Raw genomic sequence first — 17,866 nt, 5'->3', positions numbered from 1 at the left:
TCCACTTTTTTCTGCTAAAACCGGCGTCTGACGCATTATCCTTCCTAAAAACTTAAGTAAGTGTTAAAAACACACTATCCTGTTGAATTTTATTTTAAGAACCTGTAAGCATTTGATAAAAGATCCGTGTCTTATAAGGGAACGCTCTTAAAAAAATACTGAATGGAAAAAGATAGGTTTATTGAGTTGCTTACCAAAGATCTGACTGGAGAAATCACAGTGGATGAAAAGCGCGAATTAATCTACTTACGGGGAGAGCCATTTTACGACAGAAATGAAGAGGATCTGCTGCGCGCCTACTGGTCAAACAGCCATAAGGAGGAATACGATAGTGCTGCCCTTTTTAAACGCATACAGCAAAAGATAGAAGATGGGGAAACAGGTGAAGAGGATGCCCCGGATGATACAACTGATATTGATACTATAGATGATGAACTTTTGGTTACTCCTTCATTCAACTGGGTGACCAAAGCGGCCTCGGGCCTGTTGATCGCATGTTATACTTTCTTTGTGTTCCATAGTTACTTTACTTACCGGAAAGAACTGATCATTAAGGAAACTCCAAAAGGAGTGCGTTCGGTTTTTACTTTAACGGACGGAACTGAAATCAGATTGAATGCCGATAGCAGGCTGGAGTACCCTGCTAAATTTTCTGATTCGACAAGAGAGGTCTTTCTGATAGGGGAAGCTTTTTTTGATGTGAGCAAGGATGCCGCCCATCCTTTTATTATACATACCAAGGATATGGACATTAAAGTACTGGGAACAACATTTAATGTGAAAGCGTATTCAAATGAAAACGTTACTGAAACTACTTTATTACGTGGTGCCATTACGGTAATGTTAAATCATTCGTCAACAAAACAGATTTATTTAAAGCCATCACAAAAACTTGTATTTAGAAACCCTCGTAATGATAATAGAAGGAACGCACTAACCAATACAGATCATACCACTGCGATGAGACAGCTTACCTATTTTAAAGCTGATCATGCAACAATCATAGAAACCTCCTGGACAGATAATAAACTCACTTTCAAAAATGAAGAATTTTCAACCCTTGCCAGAAGTATGGAAAGATGGTACAACGTGGATATCAACTTTGATAGTGAAAGCGCAAAACAATTAAGATTTACAGGAATAATCGAAAAAGAAAATATCGGCGAAGCACTCAAAGCTTTGCAGCTAACAGAAAAATTTAATTACGCTATCACGGATTCCAATATCAGAATCTACTGACAACAAACCATAACTATAAACTAACCCAGATCATATGAGAAAAATTTCAACTTAGCAAACATGCGGGACTAACAGATTCCCCAAAATCAAATGAAACCCAATTGTCTATTTTTTAACTTCCTGACGGAAGCTTGAATTGTCACACTAATTTATACTAGTATGAAATTTTTATCGCGCTTACAACGCGCAGTGCCAAAAAATGCGCCAGCTAAATCTATGGCCATCATAAAAGTCACATTCGGACTGATGCTTATTTTTAATCTAAGCGCTGTTGCCGGTGTATATTCTCAAAAGAGAATCTCTTTAAAACTGACATCTGCAGAATTTACAGATGTCCTCGCACAGATCGAGGCGAAGTCGGACTACCGCTTCATGTTCAGCAACCGCAAAATCCCTGCGGGAAAAACCATCAATATTGATGTAACAGATAAAGACGTGCCTTATATTCTTACTGAAACCCTGAAAAATACGGGTTTCACTTTTAATGTACTGGCAAATAACCTGATCGTGATTGTACCGGTTGCCGAAAAGGCAGCTGATATCATTGTGAAAGGTAAAATCACTGATGAAACCGGATTACCGGTTATCGGTGCATCTGTTCAGATCAAAGGCGGAAAAGGCGGGGCTACAACAAACGGTGACGGTATGTTCTCCCTGAGTGTGCCTGATAATGCAGTCCTGGTGGTATCCTATATCGGATATACTCCTCAGGAAGTATCTGTTAACGGAAGAACCACGATCAACGTGAGCATCAAACCAAGTGCAAACGACCTGAATGAGGTTGTCGTAACGGCTTTGGGTATCACAAAAGATCAGAAAACACTGGGTTACTCGGTAACGAAGGTTGGTGGTGAAACTATGGATAAAGCAAGGGAATCAAATATCGCCAATTCATTAAGCGGCCGTGTGGCTGGTTTAAGTGTTGGCGGTTCAACAGGTGGCCCCGGATCTTCAGTTCGTTTGAACATCCGTGGAACAACCTCTTTTACAGGTAGCAACTCTCCGCTGATCGTTATTGACGGTGTACCGATCGACAATTCGCAAAGAGGAACCGGTGCAGGTCAGTATGGTGGTTCTGATGGTGGTGACGGTTTCAGCAACATCAACCCTGATGATGTGGAAAGCATGACTGTACTGAAAGGATCTACTGCTTCTGCATTATATGGTGCAAGGGCCGCAAACGGTGTAATTAACATTACTACCAAAACCGGTAAAAAAGGCAGGGTACAAATCGAATACAATGCAAACTTACAGTTTGATAAAGCTGTAGATAATTCTGACTATCAGTATGAGTACGGACAGGGACAACACAATACCCGCCCTACAAGCCAGAACTCTGCAATCGGTTCCGGTTTATATTCATGGGGACAGAAATTAGATGGTGCCCCTACCTATGCTGCTGACGGAGTTCTTCATCCTTATTCTGCGGTGACTGACAACGTGAGCACTTTCTACCGTACCGCTCCAAGTTTAACAAACAGTATTTCCGTAGCCGGCGGTGGCGAAAAAGGAACTTACCGTTTTTCAGCTGCCAACCTGGATGCAAAATCTGTGTTGCCTAACAGCGGTCTGGTAAGAAAAACATTTAACTTTAGTACCAATCAGCAGCTGACAGATAAATTGTCCTTCAACCTCGTTGCAAACTACATCGATCAGCAGGATAAAAACAAATCTTACTTAAGTGATTCTCCGTTAAACGCAAACTATGCGCTTCAGTTTTTACCTACTTCTCTGGACGTAACTTCTCTGGCTCCCGGTTACAATGCTGCAACAGGTGCAGAAATGAGCTGGAACGATAACGCTTATGTAACGAACCCGTATTTCGTAACCAGTCAGCTGGTAAATAACAATGCCCGTAAACGTTTCATCAGTGTGGTTTCTGCAAAATATGCTTTTACCAGCTACCTGTCATTACAGGCACGTTTGGGATATGACCTGACGAACGACCGCACGCTTTCTGTAACGCCTACAGGAACAGCTTTCTCTAACGGAGGTTTGGGTCAGTTGAACAGCCTTGCGCAATCTCAGCGTACGGAGCTGAATACAGACGCGTTACTGAATTTCAACAAAGATGTGCTGAAAGACTTTAATGTGAATGCAAGTGTAGGAGCCAACTACCGTAAGGCAACTTATGAATCAACAGGTTCAAGCGGTAACAGTTTCATCATTCCTTACTTATATACAGCAAGTAATACCAAGACTAAAAACGTAGTCTACGATTACAACGCAAGAGAAACTCCTTCAGCATACTATACTGCTGACTTTAGTTACAAAGGATTAATCACATTAAGTACCACAGGACGTTACGATCAGTTCTCTACACTTCCTGTAAACCAGAACAGTATCTTCACACCTTCTGTTTCAACCAGCTTTGTGTTCTCACAGCTGACTAAATGGGAGCCGCTAAGTTTTGGTAAATTGCGTGCATCTTACGCTAAAACAAGTGGTGAGCCGGCATCGCCTTATTTAACGCAGCAATATTATACGATTGGTAATGCGATCAATGGTACAACCACTGCCGGATTTAGCACTGCTCTGCCAAACGCGAATTTGAAACCTTTCTCATTATCAGAATTTGAGGTCGGTACAGAATTGAAATTCCTGAAAAACAGGATCGGTATCGATGCATCGTTCTTCACCAGAAAAACCGAAGGCGAGGTTGTTCAGGCAACTACTTCTGTATCTTCAGGATATGAATCCAGATATGTAAACTTAGGTTCAACAAAAAATACAGGTATTGAGCTGCAGGTATCAGGTACGCCAATCAAAAGCAATGATTTCAACTGGAACTCCAGCATCAATTTTACACATGTTAAAACCGAAGTGTTAAACATCGACGGCGGTGCAAATGCGCCGTTAAATACGGGTACCTACAGACCTGGTGATGCCTATATCGGCGTTGTTAAAGGTTATGCAGTGGCCCAGATCCTGGCTTATGATTATCAGTATGATGCCAATGGCAATAAAGTAATTGGAACCAATGGTATCCCTCTTCGTGGCGACCTTAAACCACAGGGATCTGGTCTTCCAAACATATATGGCGGATGGAACAATGATTTCCAGTACAAAAACTGGAACCTGAGCTTCCTGATCGATTACAGGTTCGGAAACAAAATCTTATCAGCTACTGAATTTTATTCTTATACCTACGGTCTGAACAAAGCAACATTGCCTGGAAGAGATGGTGGTGTAATTGCCGATGGTGTACAAGCTGATGGAAGTAAAAATACCGTAAATGTTGATGCGCAGAATTATTACACAGGTCTGATGACTAACGTAAATAAACTTGCTGTTCTTGACGGTAGCTTCATCAAGTTCCGCCAGGCCACACTGGGTTACACTTTTAAACAGAATATGCTGGGTAAACTGCCATTTTCTTCTATCAGCGTTAACCTTGTTGCCCGTAACCTGTTTACGATCATGAAACACACTGATAACATCGATCCGGAGAATACTTTTTCTTCACTGGTTACACTTGCAGGTGTAGAAGGCGGAGCACTGCCTTATACAAGAACCTATGGTTTCAATGTTAACTTCAAATTTAAATAGACAGTCATGAAAAAAATATTTATATACATTGCTTTATCTGCGGTAGTATTTGCTACCTCTTGTTCGAAAGAGCACTTGGCCGAAACAAATACTGACCCTAAAGCAGGTACAGGCTCAAATACTGACCCTAATTTCCTGTTAAGCTCAGGACAGCTGGGTTACGCTAATACCGGCTACACCCAGTTATTATACCAGTCGACGATGATGCAGGGACTGGCAAGTACTTTAGGCTATTATGGTAATGGCGATAAGTATGTGAACACCAGCGGTACTATAGGTTACCAGGCTCAGATCTGGAATAATGGGTATACTGCCTTAAGCAAGCTGAACCAATCTATCAAAGTTGCTACTTCACAGGACCCTGAGAAATTTAAAAATGTAATCCAGATTGCAAAGATCAATCAGATTTTTATATTTCAACGGATCTCTGATGCTTATGGAGCTATTCCGTTCTCTGAGGCGCTATTGGCAGAATCTGGTAATGTGACGCCAAAATACGATGATCAGAAATCTATCTATACTGCATTGCTGACCAATTTAGATGCAGCTATCAATGCTTTAGATCCTGCTGTTGCAACCGTTAGCGGTGACCTGTATTATTCAGGTAATGTAACCAAATGGAAAAAAGCAGGTTATTCCCTGATGCTGAGACTGGCAATGAGGTTAACTAAGGTTGATGCCGCTACTGCCAAAACATGGGCTGAAAAAGCTTACGCCGGTGGCGTGATCACTGATGTGGCTGATAATGCCATTTTCAAAACTGACGGAAGTTTTGATGATACCAGGAACGCAAGTGCTGGTGCATTGCTGGTTCCTGACGATTTTCAACAGGTAAGATGGAGCAAAACCATGATCAACTTCCTGAAAGCTACAAATGACCCGCGTGTAAGTGCTATTGCCGAAATTCCTGCTGCAGGTACTGCAAATAATTCAAGCAATACGCTGGCTGGAGACAACACTGCAAGCCGTCAGATTGGTATGCCAAATGGTTATGATCTTGGTGAAGGTGCTACCAACATTAAAAATGAGCCCAACTATCCGGGCCCAACGGGTACCGGAAATGATATCGCTGTTTTAGGGGGGTATTCAAGACCACGTATTGCAATTTACATTCAGCAAAATGCACCTATCGTTACGATTTCTGCCGCTGAAACTGAATTTTTACTGGCTGAGGCTGCTTTCAGAGGATGGACTGTAGGTGATAATGCAGCTACACATTATTCAAGGGCAATGACTGCTGCATTTAACGGAATGGTACAAATCGGAACCGCCGCAACAGTAGCTCCGTCTGATGCCGCTGCTTATGTGGCTGCACATCCTTTGGTTGCCGGACAGGAACTGAAAATGATCAACGAGCAATACTGGGCAAACGAAAATGCTACTTTCAGCTTTATTGAATGCTGGTCTAACTGGAAAAGATCAGGCTTCCCTGTATTGACGCCGGTGGTGTACAGCGGTAACGTTACAAATGGAACAATTCCAAGAAGGATGATTTACCCTTCAAATGAAAAAACTTCTAACGGCACAAATTATCTTGCTGCTGTTGCTACATTAACTGGCGGCGACTTCCTTACCTCAAGGGTATGGTGGGATACTGCTAACTAGTCAATAGAAAGAACTCCTGCCGGTGTTCGGTTATTTTGCTGAAAATGCGAAATAATACTAATCCGGTAGGAATTCTTTCTATTTTTTTTTAGATATTACAGGCTTATTTGTACAGAACCACGTTTAATGTATAATATGCCAACACAAGTATGTTTTGAAGATGGAATCTCGGTTCCTGATTCATTAATGTATAAAATCAGCTGGACAGCTGATTCATCAAGCTAAACAATAAGTACTAATGAAACCGTAATCAGTATGCTGATGAGCATTTCATTATCTTAAAAACAATACGTACTAATGAAAAAAATGAATTGGGTAATTGTATGCTTAATACTATTATCCGTAAAAGTACAGGCTCAGAATGCGGTACACCAGCAATCTACTGTTTATGAGTGGCCAAAAGATGAGGCTGTAAAAACAAAATTAGACCAGTGGCAGGACCAGAAGTTCGGAATGCTCATCCATTGGGGACTATACGCCGTCCCCGGAATTATCGAATCCTGGGAACTTTGTAACGAAAGCTGGATCGAACGCCCTGATAGTACTGTAGCTTATGAAGATTACAAAAAATGGTACTGGGGACTAAGCAAAGAGTTCAACCCTGTAAAATTTAACCCAGACCAATGGGCAAAAGCAGGTAAAGATGCAGGTATGAAATACATGATCTTTACTACCAAACATCACGATGGCTTTTCGATGTTTGACACCAAACAATCCGACTTCAATATTGCCTCCGGACCGTTCGCAAACAATCCTAAAGCTGATGTAGCAAAATATGTTTTTGATGCATTCAGAAAACAAGGTTTTATGATTGGTGCCTATTTCTCCAAACCGGACTGGCATTCCCAATATTTCTGGTGGTCAAAATACGCAACCCCAGACCGCAACACCAATTACGATATCAGAAAATACCCCTGGAGATGGAACCAGTTTAAAAACTTTGCCTATAACCAGATCGGTGAGCTGATGAATAACTATGGTTCTATAGACATTCTCTGGCTTGACGGGGGATGGGTACGCCCGCTGGAAACCGTCAATGACGAGGTTAGAAGTTGGGGCGCCGCAATCCCGGAATGGAACCAGGAAATCGACATGCCAAAAATTGCTGCCATGGCCCGCAAAGCACAGCCCGGCCTGCTGATGGTGGACAGAACGGTTCACGGCCCCTATGAAAATTACCAGACTCCTGAACAGACCATTCCTAAAACGCAGCAGGACCATCCATGGGAAAGCTGCTTAACGCTGGGCAATGCCTGGGGATTTGTGAAGAACGACAAGTATAAAACCCCTGACGCGGTGATCAGCTCCCTGGCGGAAGTGGTTGCCAAAGGCGGAAGTTTACTGCTTGGTGTAGGTCCCCGTCCTGACGGTACTTTCCCCGAAATTGCTACGGCACGCCTGGAAGAGATCGGCAAGTGGATGAAAGCTAACGGTAAAGCTATTTATGGAACAAGGATCACTGCCGACTATCATCAGGGCAATACTTGGTTTACACAAAGTAAAGACAAGCTGACTAAAAACGCGATCTACTGTTTTAAAGATAAACTTGACCAAAATACAATTGAATGGAATGGCAACCTGCCAAAAAAAGGAGCCAAAATGATCATGCTGAATACCAATCAGCCAGTAAAATGGGAACTGAACGGCACTACAGTAAAGATCCGCCTTCCAGAATCAATAAAAAATAATCCTGCCGTTTACGGTGCATTGGCTTTTTCATATCCGGTACAATAATTACAATTATGTTTAAAATTTTACTTCCCCGCTTCAATCACCCGGTTAAGAGACTTCTGCTCCACAGCACGATGATCCTTGCTGTGATGGGCGGACAATCAATGGCACAAACAAAACCAACTGCCCAACTCACTAAATATGTAGACCCCCTTATCGGAACCGGTGGCCATGGCCACGTTTTTGTAGGTGCGGATGTACCTTTTGGTGCGGTACAGCTGGGAATAAGGAATTTATCCACCGGATGGGACTGGTGTTCAGGTTACCATTACAGTGATTCTACCATTACCGGAATTTCACATACCCACCTCAGTGGTACGGGTATTGGTGATCTGGGAGATATTTCAGTAATGCCCGTTACAGGTGAGGTGAAACTAACAGAAGGCAAAGCAGGCGACGAGAAAAGTGGTTTCAGCTCTCTCTTCTCACATCAGGATGAAGTAGCCAAACCGGGATACTACAGTGTCATGCTGAAACGATATCACATCAGGGCAGAGCTTACCGCAAGCAAAAGAGTAGGCTTTCATAAATATACCTTCCCGGCAGGGCAGCAGCCAAAGATCATCCTGAACCTAAAACAGGGTATCGGATGGGATGCCCCGCTGGAAACATTCATCCGTCAGGAAAATGATACGACAGTTTCTGGCTATCGTTATTCTAAGGGCTGGGCAGCAGATCAGCGTATTTATTTTACTGCTGTGTTTTCAAGACCTATCAAAAAATTCTCTGTATCTGACAGTACTGTCAACAAAGAAGGTGTAGAACTGAAAGGCCCCGGTGTTCTCGGTGTTGCCCTGTTTGATACAAAAGACGGCAGCCTGGTTCAACTGAAAGTAGCTATTTCACCAGTGAGCATCGAAAATGCAAAACTCAATATGAAAGCGGAGATACCCGGTTGGAACTTCGGACAGCAGGTGGCAAAAGCGAATGAGGAGTGGAATAAAGAACTGGGCAGGGTAGTGATCAAAAGTGATAACCCTAAACAAATGAAGATCTTTTATACCGCGCTGTACCATACTATGATTGCCCCCTCTGTTTTTAATGATGTGAACGGCGATTACCTGGGGACAGACAAAAAGGTATATAAAAATGCCCTCTTTACAAATTATACAACCTTCTCTTTGTGGGATACGTACAGGGCTGCAATGCCATTGCTGACGCTGATCAACAGCGAAAAGGCAGGAGATATGGTGAATACCTGGCTGGCCATATACCAGCAGCAGGGAAGACTGCCGGTATGGCATTTAATGGGCAATGAAACAGATTGTATGGTGGGTAACCCGGGTATGATCGCTGTGGCGGATGCTTACCTGAAAGGGATTAAGGGATTTGATAAGGACCTGGCCTATGAAGCACTGAAAGCTACAGGTATGAGAAAAGAACGTGGATTGAACCTGATTCAGGAACACGGATTTATTCCTGCCGACAGTACAGTAGAGTCTGTAGCGATGGGCCTTGAATATTCAATTGCCGATTGGGGCGTAGCACAGGTGGCCAAAAACCGGGGTAATAAGGCTGATTACGACTACTGGATCAAACGCGGAAAAAGCTACCAGAACTATTTCGATAAAGAAACCCGCTTCATGAGAGGCAGGTTTGAGAACAATACCTGGAGAACTCCTTTCAATCCTTTCCAGGCCATTCACCGTCAGGATGATTATACTGAAGGTAATGCATGGCAGTACCTCTGGCTGGTACCACAGGACGTGGAAGGCCTGATCGGCCTTTTGGGTGGCCAGAAACCTTTTACTGCCAAACTGGATTCGCTGTTTACAGCCAAAGGTGATATGGGTGCTGAATCCTCTCCGGATATCAGCGGTCTGATCGGTCAGTATGCCCATGGCAATGAACCAAGTCACCATATTACCTATATGTATGCTTATATAGGGCAGCCGTATAAAACTGCTGACAAAGTGAGATATATTATGGATAACCTGTACAATACAGCAAAAGATGGTTTGAGCGGCAATGAAGATGTTGGACAGATGTCTGCCTGGTATATTTTCTCTTCGCTCGGTTTTTATCCTGAGAACCCTTCAAACGGAATGTATGTATTCGGCAGCCCTATTGTAAATGAAGCAACAATGAAGGTTGGTTACGGCAAAACATTCAGCCTTTCGGTAAAGAACAACAGCAAAACAAATAAATATATTCAGTCTGTCACCCTGAACGGGAAACCTTATACAAAATCATATATTATGCATAGCGAGCTGATTAAAGGTGGTACAATGACTATACGGATGGGCGCTAAACCATCTGTAACCTGGGGTATAAAACAGGCAGACAGACCTTATTCAGTAACACAGTAATTCATTATATAATATATACAACTTAGATCCTAATGTTTAAAACGACTCAATCTCAATGGCTAAAAAAACTGTGCGTCCTGCTCGTACTGCTCACAACGGCAGGGCAGCTTTTCGCACAGGATCAGTATGAACTTAACTCCGGCTGGCTCTGTATGCCTGCAACCCGGGTAAAAGCCCAGGGGACCGATATTTCGGGCAGCTCATTTTCTACCTCAGGCTGGAAAAAAGCCGTTGTGCCGGGAACGGTACTCACCACAATGCTGGTCAACAAAGAGGTGCCTGATCCGTATTTCGGAATGAATAATAACCTTATTCCTGATGTATATACCGCCGGAAGAGACTATTATACCTACTGGTTTGTAAAGGACTTCAAAGAAGCGCTTCCTGCTGCAGACGGACAGGTATGGCTAAAATTCAGGGGGATCAATTACAGCTGTGATATCTTCCTGAACGGTAAGAAGGTAAATGCTGCCCCTTTTAAGGGAATGTACCTGAGGAAATCATTTAATATCACCAAACTGCTTTCCAAAACCGGAACAAACAGGCTTGCTGTGATCGTACACCCGCCGGATGTGGTTGGTAACCCGAACGGCGGACAGGGCGGTGACGGAACGATCGCACGCGGCGTATCTTCTCAATATACTGCCGGATGGGACTGGATCCGTCCGATTAGGGATAGGAATACAGGAATCTGGGATAAAGTTTTCATAGAAAGAACGGGCAGCGTAAGCCTCGATAACCCACATGTAATTTCCTTAGTTCCCGGTAAAAGAAAAGCTGAAGGCGCCCAGGAACCTGCACTGATCAAGGTGACAGCCGAACTGAAAAATTCAACAGCGAAAGAAGTAAGCGGTAACCTGGTCTATACAATTGATGGCAAAAAGGTAATGAAGAGTGTATTGCTGAAAGCCAACAGCGCGGCGGAAATCAAGTTCCCCGATCTGGTATTGAAAAACCCAAAACTATGGTGGCCGGCAGGATACGGTAAACAGGACCTGTATGACCTGAAGATCAGCTTCCTGGAAAAAGGAACCAAACTGACAGACAGCGAAACGGTAAGTGTAGGGGTAAGGGAAATTCAGACAGAATGGAACATGGTAACCAGCAGTAAACAGATCAGCGTAAACGGACAGAAGATCTTTATTAAAGGTGGAAACTGGATTATGTCTGATGCAATGCTTCGCTTAACGAAGGAAAGATATGATGCCGAAATCAGGTATCACCGTGATATGAACCTTAACCTGATCAGGATCTGGGGCGGATCACTGGTAGAACGTCCTGAATTTTATGAAGCCTGTGATAAATACGGAATGCTGGTATTCCAGGATTTCTGGATGTCAGGCGATGCGAATGGCAGATGGGTAGATCCGATGAAAGCCGAAGACCAGTGGACACGCAGGAAGTATCCTGATGACCATAATCTCTTCCTGGAATCTGCTGCGGATGCGATCAAAATGATCAGAAACTATCCTTCACTGGCCATATGGTGCGGTGGAAATGAAATCACCCCTCCTGAAGATATTCTGGTTCCGTTAAGAGATAAATTACTTCCTGAACTGGATGGTACACGCTGGTTCGTGGACTATTCAAATTCAGACGATATGTCAAGAAATACCATCGGTGGCAACGGTGACGGCCCTTATGGCATCCAGAATATTTCTACTTTCTGGAACACCAAAACCTATCCTTTTAACTCTGAAGTAGGTTCAGTAGGGGTGGGCGACCTGGAATCGCTGGAGCGTATACTGCCAAAAGCAAGCCTGGTAGCACCGCAATTTATTCCGGCCGACAAACGTGAGCCGAAAGGCCCCTCAGAAAAGGCAGATTCGGTATGGGATTACCACAATTACCTGGGCGTGGGTTATGAAGATCATATCCTCCCGTATGGTAAACCAACCAGCATCGGCGATTTCGCACTGAAAGCACAACTGGTAAATTATAACCAGTACAGAGGTTTGATGGAAGGTTTCAGCTCACATATGTGGGAATGGTATACAGGGGTGATCATCTGGAAAACACAAAACCCATGGACTTCGATGCGTGGCCAGATGTATGATTATTACCTCGATCCTAACGCCTGTCTATTTGGCCTGCGTTCGGGGAGTGAATCACTGCACTCCATGTACAACCCTGAAGACGGAATGGTAATGGTAGTGAACAATGGCTTTGAGGCCAGGCGCAACCTGATGTTAGTGATCAAATCATACGATATGGACGGCAAGGAAAGCAACCTGATGCAGGTGTTCTGCTTTATGGACCCTTCCAGCCATAAAAGGATAGGTTCACTGAAAAAGATGGTAGATGAGCTTTCTGCAAAAAAAGGCTCCTTCCTTTCGATGCAGTTGCTGGATGAGAACAAAAAGATCTTAAGTGATAACTTATACTGGATGGCTGATAGTAAAGGTATGTATTCGGGTTTGAATGACCTGAAAGCAGCACCACTTAAAACTTCGGCCAAACAATTGAAAAACGGAAAGATCGAAGTAACTTTAGCCAACGCCGCTAATGGTCAGGTAAGCTTCTTCAACCGTATTTCGCTGGTAGATGCAAACACGAAGCAGAGGATCTTACCTGTATTTTATGATGATAACTATTTCTCGGTCCTTCCGGGTGCAGAAAAAAAGGTTATTATTGATTATACTCCTGAAAAAGGAGCCGCTATGCCAGTGCTGACTTTAAAAAACTATGCAGGTAATGAACAAACAATCCAAATAAATCCATAGATAACCCTAAATACTTAAACAAACATGTCCAGATTAAATTTATTGGAAGAGACACGATACGAAAAGTTGCCAGTAAGCGTGTACAGTGATGAACAAACTGCAAGCGTTGACGTAGCAAAAAGGATCGCTTCCCTCATTATTTCAAAACAGGAACAAGGAAAACAGGCTGTATTGGGCCTCGCTACGGGTGCTACTCCCGTAAAAGTTTATAAAGAACTTATCCGTCTCCATAAAGAAGAAGGATTGAGTTTTAAAAATGTGGTTACCTTCAATCTGGATGAATATTATCCTATGAAACCTGATGCGGACCAGAGTTATGTCCGTTTCATGAATGAGAATCTTTTCAGCCATATCGATATCGCTCCTGAAAACATCAATATCCCGAATGGTGAACTGGCAAGGGAAGATATCGAAGATTTCTGTTTAAAGTACGAGCAAAAGATCAGTGGATTTGGTGGGATTGACCTGCAGTTGCTGGGTATAGGAAGAACAGGACACATCGGTTTTAATGAGCCGGGTTCTGCACCTAATTCAGGAACACGCCTGGTGACGCTGGATGATCTGACGAGAAGAGATGCCTCACGTGATTTTGGAGGGGTGGCAAATGTACCTACCAAAGCGATCACCATGGGAATCGGTACCATTTTCAAAGCAAAAGAGATTATCCTGATGGCCTGGAATGAGAAAAAAGCTTCTATCGTGAAAAAAGCGGTGGAAGGCGAATTGTCTTCTGATGTGCCTGCAACGTTCTTACAGCTTTCGCCAAATGTGGAATTCATCCTTGACCAGGATGCGGCATTGTCCTTAACCCGTTTTGATACGCCATGGCTGGTAAAAGATTGTCAGTGGAATGATACTACGGTTACCAAAGCAGTGATCTGGCTGGCGAAAGAATTGAATAAACCGATCCTGAAATTAACTGAAGACAATTACAATAACCATGGGATGGCGCAGCTGGCTACAGAACGCGGCCCGGTGTACAATATCAATATCCAGATCTTTAATAAATTACAGCATACCATTACAGGATGGCCGGGCGGTAAACCAAATGCTGATGACAGCCAGCGCCCTGAACGTGCACAGCCTGCACAAAAACGCGTGGTGATCTTTTCACCGCACCCTGATGATGATGTGATCTCTATGGGCGGTACTTTCATCCGCCTGGCAGACCAGGGGCATGAAGTTCATGTGGCCTACCAGACTTCAGGTAATACTGCTGTTTGGGATGATGACGTACTGAGGTTCATGGAATTCAATATTGATTTTGCAGAATCCAGGTCAGAAGGTGCTTCCGACCTGCGCGCAACCTATAACGAAATGCGTGATTTTATCAGCAGGAAACTGCCTAATCAGACAGATCCTGAAGAGATCCGCACAGTAAAAAAACTGATCAGAAAAGGGGAAGCAATTGCCGGTGCAAGGTTTGCAGGATTGTCTGATGACCGTATCCATTTCCAGGACCTTCCTTTTTATGACCGTGGTAAATTCCAGAAGAATGTAAGTTATGAAGATGATATCATACAAACCATGGAACTGCTGCAACAGGTAAAACCACATCAGATCTTTGCGGCGGGCGACTTTGCGGATCCGCATGGTACGCATAAAGTATGTTTCAATATTATCGTTGAGGCGATGGTCAGGCTGCGTGCTACTGAAAGCTGGACACAAGACTGCTGGTTATGGATGTACAGAGGTGCATGGCATGAATTTGAAACCCATGAGATAGAAATGGCCGTTCCGCTTTCTCCGCAGGAGGTTGAAAGAAAAAGACTGGCGATTTTCAAACACCAGTCCCAAAAGGACCTTCCTGTTTTTCCTGGTGACGACTCAAGAGAGTTCTGGGTAAGGGCAGAAGCACGTACGCAGGAAACTGCAAGGGCTTATGATCAGCTCGGACTGGCGGAATACGAAGCGATGGAAGCTTTTGTGAAATGGAAATTCTAATTTAACCTCTTATATTTTTTTAAATGACTACAACAGCAAAAAAAGGAATTCAGCCCATATTTATCATTGGCGCCTTGTTCTTTGTATTCGGATTTGTAACCTGGTTAAATTCAGTATTGATCCCTTATCTGAGGCTTGCCTGTGAACTCAATAACTTTGAGTCTTACTTGGTGGCTTTTGCTTTCTATATCAGTTACTTGGTAATGGCTATACCTTCAGCAGGTGTTTTGAACAAAACAGGTTTTAAAAATGGTATGGCTTTGGGGTTGGTGGTAATGGGTGCGGGGGCTCTTATTTTTATCCCGGCAGCGCTTACCCGTACCTATGCGCTGTTCCTGTTAGGACTTTTTGTCCAGGGAACAGGCCTCGCGCTGCTGCAAACTGCATCCAACCCTTACATTACCATCCTCGGCCCGGCAGACAGTGCAGCAAAGAGGATCAGTGTAATGGGGATCTGTAACAAAGTGGCAGGAGCAATTGCCCCGATTATTCTGGGTGCGATCGCACTGAAAGATGCCGACGGATTTCATGCGCGCCTGGCGACAATGAACCCGGCTGCAAAGATTGCTGAGCTGAACCTGCTTGCATCGAGAGTGATCCTGCCCTATGCAGTGATCATCGTGGTATTGGTGATACTGGCAGTCTTAATCTATTTTTCTACCCTTCCGGAAATTGATGCGGATAAAGAAGATGAAGAAGTGTCTATAGCTACAGCAGGTAAAACCAGCGTATTTCAGTTTCCTCACCTCTTATTGGGTGTGGTTACCATGTTCCTTTACGTAGGCGTAGAAGTTATGGCCGGCGATACTGTAATCAGTTATGGTGCATATCAGGGAATTCCCCTGGCTACCGCTAAGTTCTTCACTTCGTTTACACTGCTGGGAATGATCCTCGGATACCTTGTTGGTATTGTTTGTATCCCCAAATACCTCAGCCAGGAGAATGCAATGAAGTGGTTTGCAGCTTTGGGTGTAGTACTAACCCTGGTGGCTATATTTACAACCAGTTATGTGTCGGTATTGTTTATTGCGTTGTTAGGTTTTGCCAATTCAATGGTATATCCCGCAATATGGCCACTGGCACTAAACGGAGTGGGTAGGTTCACCAAGATGGCATCTTCACTTCTCATTATGGGAATTGCCGGCGGAGCTGTTATTCCATTGTGTTATGGCGGTTTGGCTGATATCGTTAATCCGCAGCAGGCATACTGGATCATGGTGCCATGTTACGTATTCATTTTTTATTATGCTACTACCGGATGTAAAGTCGGCAAAAGTATCACGGTATTGAAAAACCAACCTGTTATATAATACGATAAAACCAAATACAGATGAATAGAAAAGACTTTATTACCAACACCAGCCTGCTCACCGCAGGGCTCCTATTGAGTAAGGAACTGAGTGCTTTTGAATTGGCTTACCCTAACGTGAGGGTGCCAATGAACAAAAGAAGATTCAGCAGCCCCGCTGTAGAAAAAGCAATTCTTAAGTTCCAGAAAAAAGTGACTGATAAGGAATTGGGATGGTTGTTTAATAATTGCCTTCCAAACACACTGGATACTACTGTGACCTACACTTCCGGCAACGGAAAACCGGACACGTATGTAATTACAGGTGATATTGATGCCATGTGGCTCAGGGACAGTTCTGCACAGGTGTGGCCATATCTTTCTTTTATGAAGGAAGATAAAAAGCTGCAGGACCTGATTGCAGGTGTGATCAACCGTCAGACAACGTATGTACTGAAAGACCCTTATGCGAACGCTTTTTACCATACCGGTGAACAGAAAAGCGAATGGGAGAGTGACCATACGCATATGCAACCCGGCGTACATGAACGTAAATGGGAGATCGACTCCCTTTGTTACACCATGCGCCTCGCCTACAATTACTGGAAAATTACCGGAGATGTAACTCCATATGATGACGAATGGAAAAAAGCTGTTCAGCAGATCCTGGCAACCTTTAAGGAACAACAGCGTAAAACAGGCCTTGGGCCTTATACTTTCCAGCGTGTCACCGGAAAACCAACCGATAGTTTACCTATGGCAGGTTACGGCTTTCCTGTAAAACCTGTCGGGCTGATCTGCTCGATGTTCAGGCCAAGTGATGATGCTACGATTTTTCCTTTTCTGGTCCCTTCAAACCTTTTTGCAGTGGTGAGTTTAAGGCAGATCGCTGAGTTGCTGACTACAGTACACAAGGATACAACTTTGGCTGCCGAATTTACTGCCCTGGCACTGGAAGTGGAAACAGCCATTCAGAAATATGCAATAGTTGAACACCCTGTTCACGGTAAAATATACGCATTTGAAGTGGACGGTTTTGGTAATGTGAACCTGATGGACGACGCAAATGTACCCAGTCTGCTTGCCCTGCCTTACCTGAATGCGGTAAAAAATACGGATCCTATCTACCAGAATACGCGTAAATTCGCGCTGTCTGAGCACAATCCATATTTTTATAAAGGTGTAGAAAGCGAAGGTATCGGCGGACCGCACGTTGAACAGCAGGATATGATCTGGCCACTGAGCATTATTGCCAGAGGGTTAACCAGCGATGACGACGCAGAAATTAAACAATGTATCGCATGGTTGAAAAAGAGCCATGCAGGCACAGGTTTTATGCATGAATCCTATAAAAAAGATCATCCTGAAACTTTTACCCGTTCCTGGTTCGCGTGGACAAACACCATTTTTGGTGAATTCCTGTGGGAAGTCTTCCAGACAAAACCCCACTTATTGAGTTAAATTGTTAACCCTTTTAC

General features: G+C 43.7%; 9 protein-coding genes. All 9 read left to right on the top strand.

Going from position 1 to position 17,866, the window contains the following annotated elements; genetic code table 11:
• Positions 1 to 162: 162 nt before the first annotated feature.
• On the top strand, positions 163 to 1,239 hold the full coding sequence (locus tag BLW16_RS01195) for a FecR family protein (protein WP_090554369.1): 1,077 nt from the start codon (positions 163 to 165) through the stop codon (positions 1,237 to 1,239).
• Positions 1,240 to 1,398: 159 nt separating this feature from the next.
• The gene (locus BLW16_RS01190; RefSeq protein ID WP_217631490.1) at positions 1,399 to 4,788 is read left to right on the top strand and encodes a SusC/RagA family TonB-linked outer membrane protein; all 3,390 of its coding nucleotides are present in this window, start codon (positions 1,399 to 1,401) and stop codon (positions 4,786 to 4,788) included.
• 6 nt (positions 4,789 to 4,794) lie between these two features.
• Positions 4,795 to 6,393 (top strand): SusD/RagB family nutrient-binding outer membrane lipoprotein, encoded by a 1,599-nt coding sequence (locus BLW16_RS01185; protein WP_090554368.1) that lies wholly within the window; start codon positions 4,795 to 4,797, stop codon positions 6,391 to 6,393.
• A 297-nt stretch (positions 6,394 to 6,690) separates the two neighbouring features.
• On the top strand, positions 6,691 to 8,127 hold the full coding sequence (locus BLW16_RS01180) for an alpha-L-fucosidase (RefSeq protein ID WP_090554366.1): 1,437 nt from the start codon (positions 6,691 to 6,693) through the stop codon (positions 8,125 to 8,127).
• 8 nt (positions 8,128 to 8,135) lie between these two features.
• On the top strand, positions 8,136 to 10,433 hold the full coding sequence (locus BLW16_RS01175) for a GH92 family glycosyl hydrolase (RefSeq protein WP_090554364.1): 2,298 nt from the start codon (positions 8,136 to 8,138) through the stop codon (positions 10,431 to 10,433).
• Positions 10,434 to 10,465: 32 nt separating this feature from the next.
• Positions 10,466 to 13,156 carry a glycoside hydrolase family 2 protein gene (locus tag BLW16_RS01170; protein WP_090554363.1) on the top strand — a complete coding sequence of 897 codons (2,691 nt, stop codon included), beginning with the start codon at positions 10,466 to 10,468 and terminating at the stop codon, positions 13,154 to 13,156.
• A gap of 24 nt (positions 13,157 to 13,180) precedes the next feature.
• Positions 13,181 to 15,100, top strand: a complete 1,920-nt coding sequence (gene nagB, locus BLW16_RS01165; RefSeq protein WP_090554361.1) for a glucosamine-6-phosphate deaminase — start codon at positions 13,181 to 13,183, stop codon at positions 15,098 to 15,100.
• Between the two features lie 23 nt (positions 15,101 to 15,123).
• Positions 15,124 to 16,410 (top strand): sugar MFS transporter, encoded by a 1,287-nt coding sequence (locus tag BLW16_RS01160; RefSeq protein WP_090554359.1) that lies wholly within the window; start codon positions 15,124 to 15,126, stop codon positions 16,408 to 16,410.
• Between the two features lie 20 nt (positions 16,411 to 16,430).
• Positions 16,431 to 17,849: a glycoside hydrolase family 125 protein gene (locus BLW16_RS01155; protein ID WP_090554357.1), complete on the top strand. Its 1,419-nt coding sequence runs from the start codon at positions 16,431 to 16,433 to the stop codon at positions 17,847 to 17,849.
• Positions 17,850 to 17,866 lie beyond the last annotated feature (17 nt).

The organism is Pedobacter hartonius (assembly GCF_900107535.1).
Classification (GTDB): Bacteria; Bacteroidota; Bacteroidia; order Sphingobacteriales; family Sphingobacteriaceae; genus Pedobacter; species Pedobacter hartonius.
This window is presented reverse-complemented; position numbering and strand designations above follow the sequence as displayed.

Coding starts and splice junctions, on each gene's coding strand:
- BLW16_RS01195 (WP_090554369.1), top strand. CDS start 163: ATGGAAAAAGATAGGTTTATTGAGTTGCTTACCAAAGATCTGACTGGA.
- BLW16_RS01190 (WP_217631490.1), top strand. CDS start 1,399: ATGAAATTTTTATCGCGCTTACAACGCGCAGTGCCAAAAAATGCGCCA.
- BLW16_RS01185 (WP_090554368.1), top strand. CDS start 4,795: ATGAAAAAAATATTTATATACATTGCTTTATCTGCGGTAGTATTTGCT.
- BLW16_RS01180 (WP_090554366.1), top strand. CDS start 6,691: ATGAAAAAAATGAATTGGGTAATTGTATGCTTAATACTATTATCCGTA.
- BLW16_RS01175 (WP_090554364.1), top strand. CDS start 8,136: ATGTTTAAAATTTTACTTCCCCGCTTCAATCACCCGGTTAAGAGACTT.
- BLW16_RS01170 (WP_090554363.1), top strand. CDS start 10,466: ATGTTTAAAACGACTCAATCTCAATGGCTAAAAAAACTGTGCGTCCTG.
- nagB (WP_090554361.1), top strand. CDS start 13,181: ATGTCCAGATTAAATTTATTGGAAGAGACACGATACGAAAAGTTGCCA.
- BLW16_RS01160 (WP_090554359.1), top strand. CDS start 15,124: ATGACTACAACAGCAAAAAAAGGAATTCAGCCCATATTTATCATTGGC.
- BLW16_RS01155 (WP_090554357.1), top strand. CDS start 16,431: ATGAATAGAAAAGACTTTATTACCAACACCAGCCTGCTCACCGCAGGG.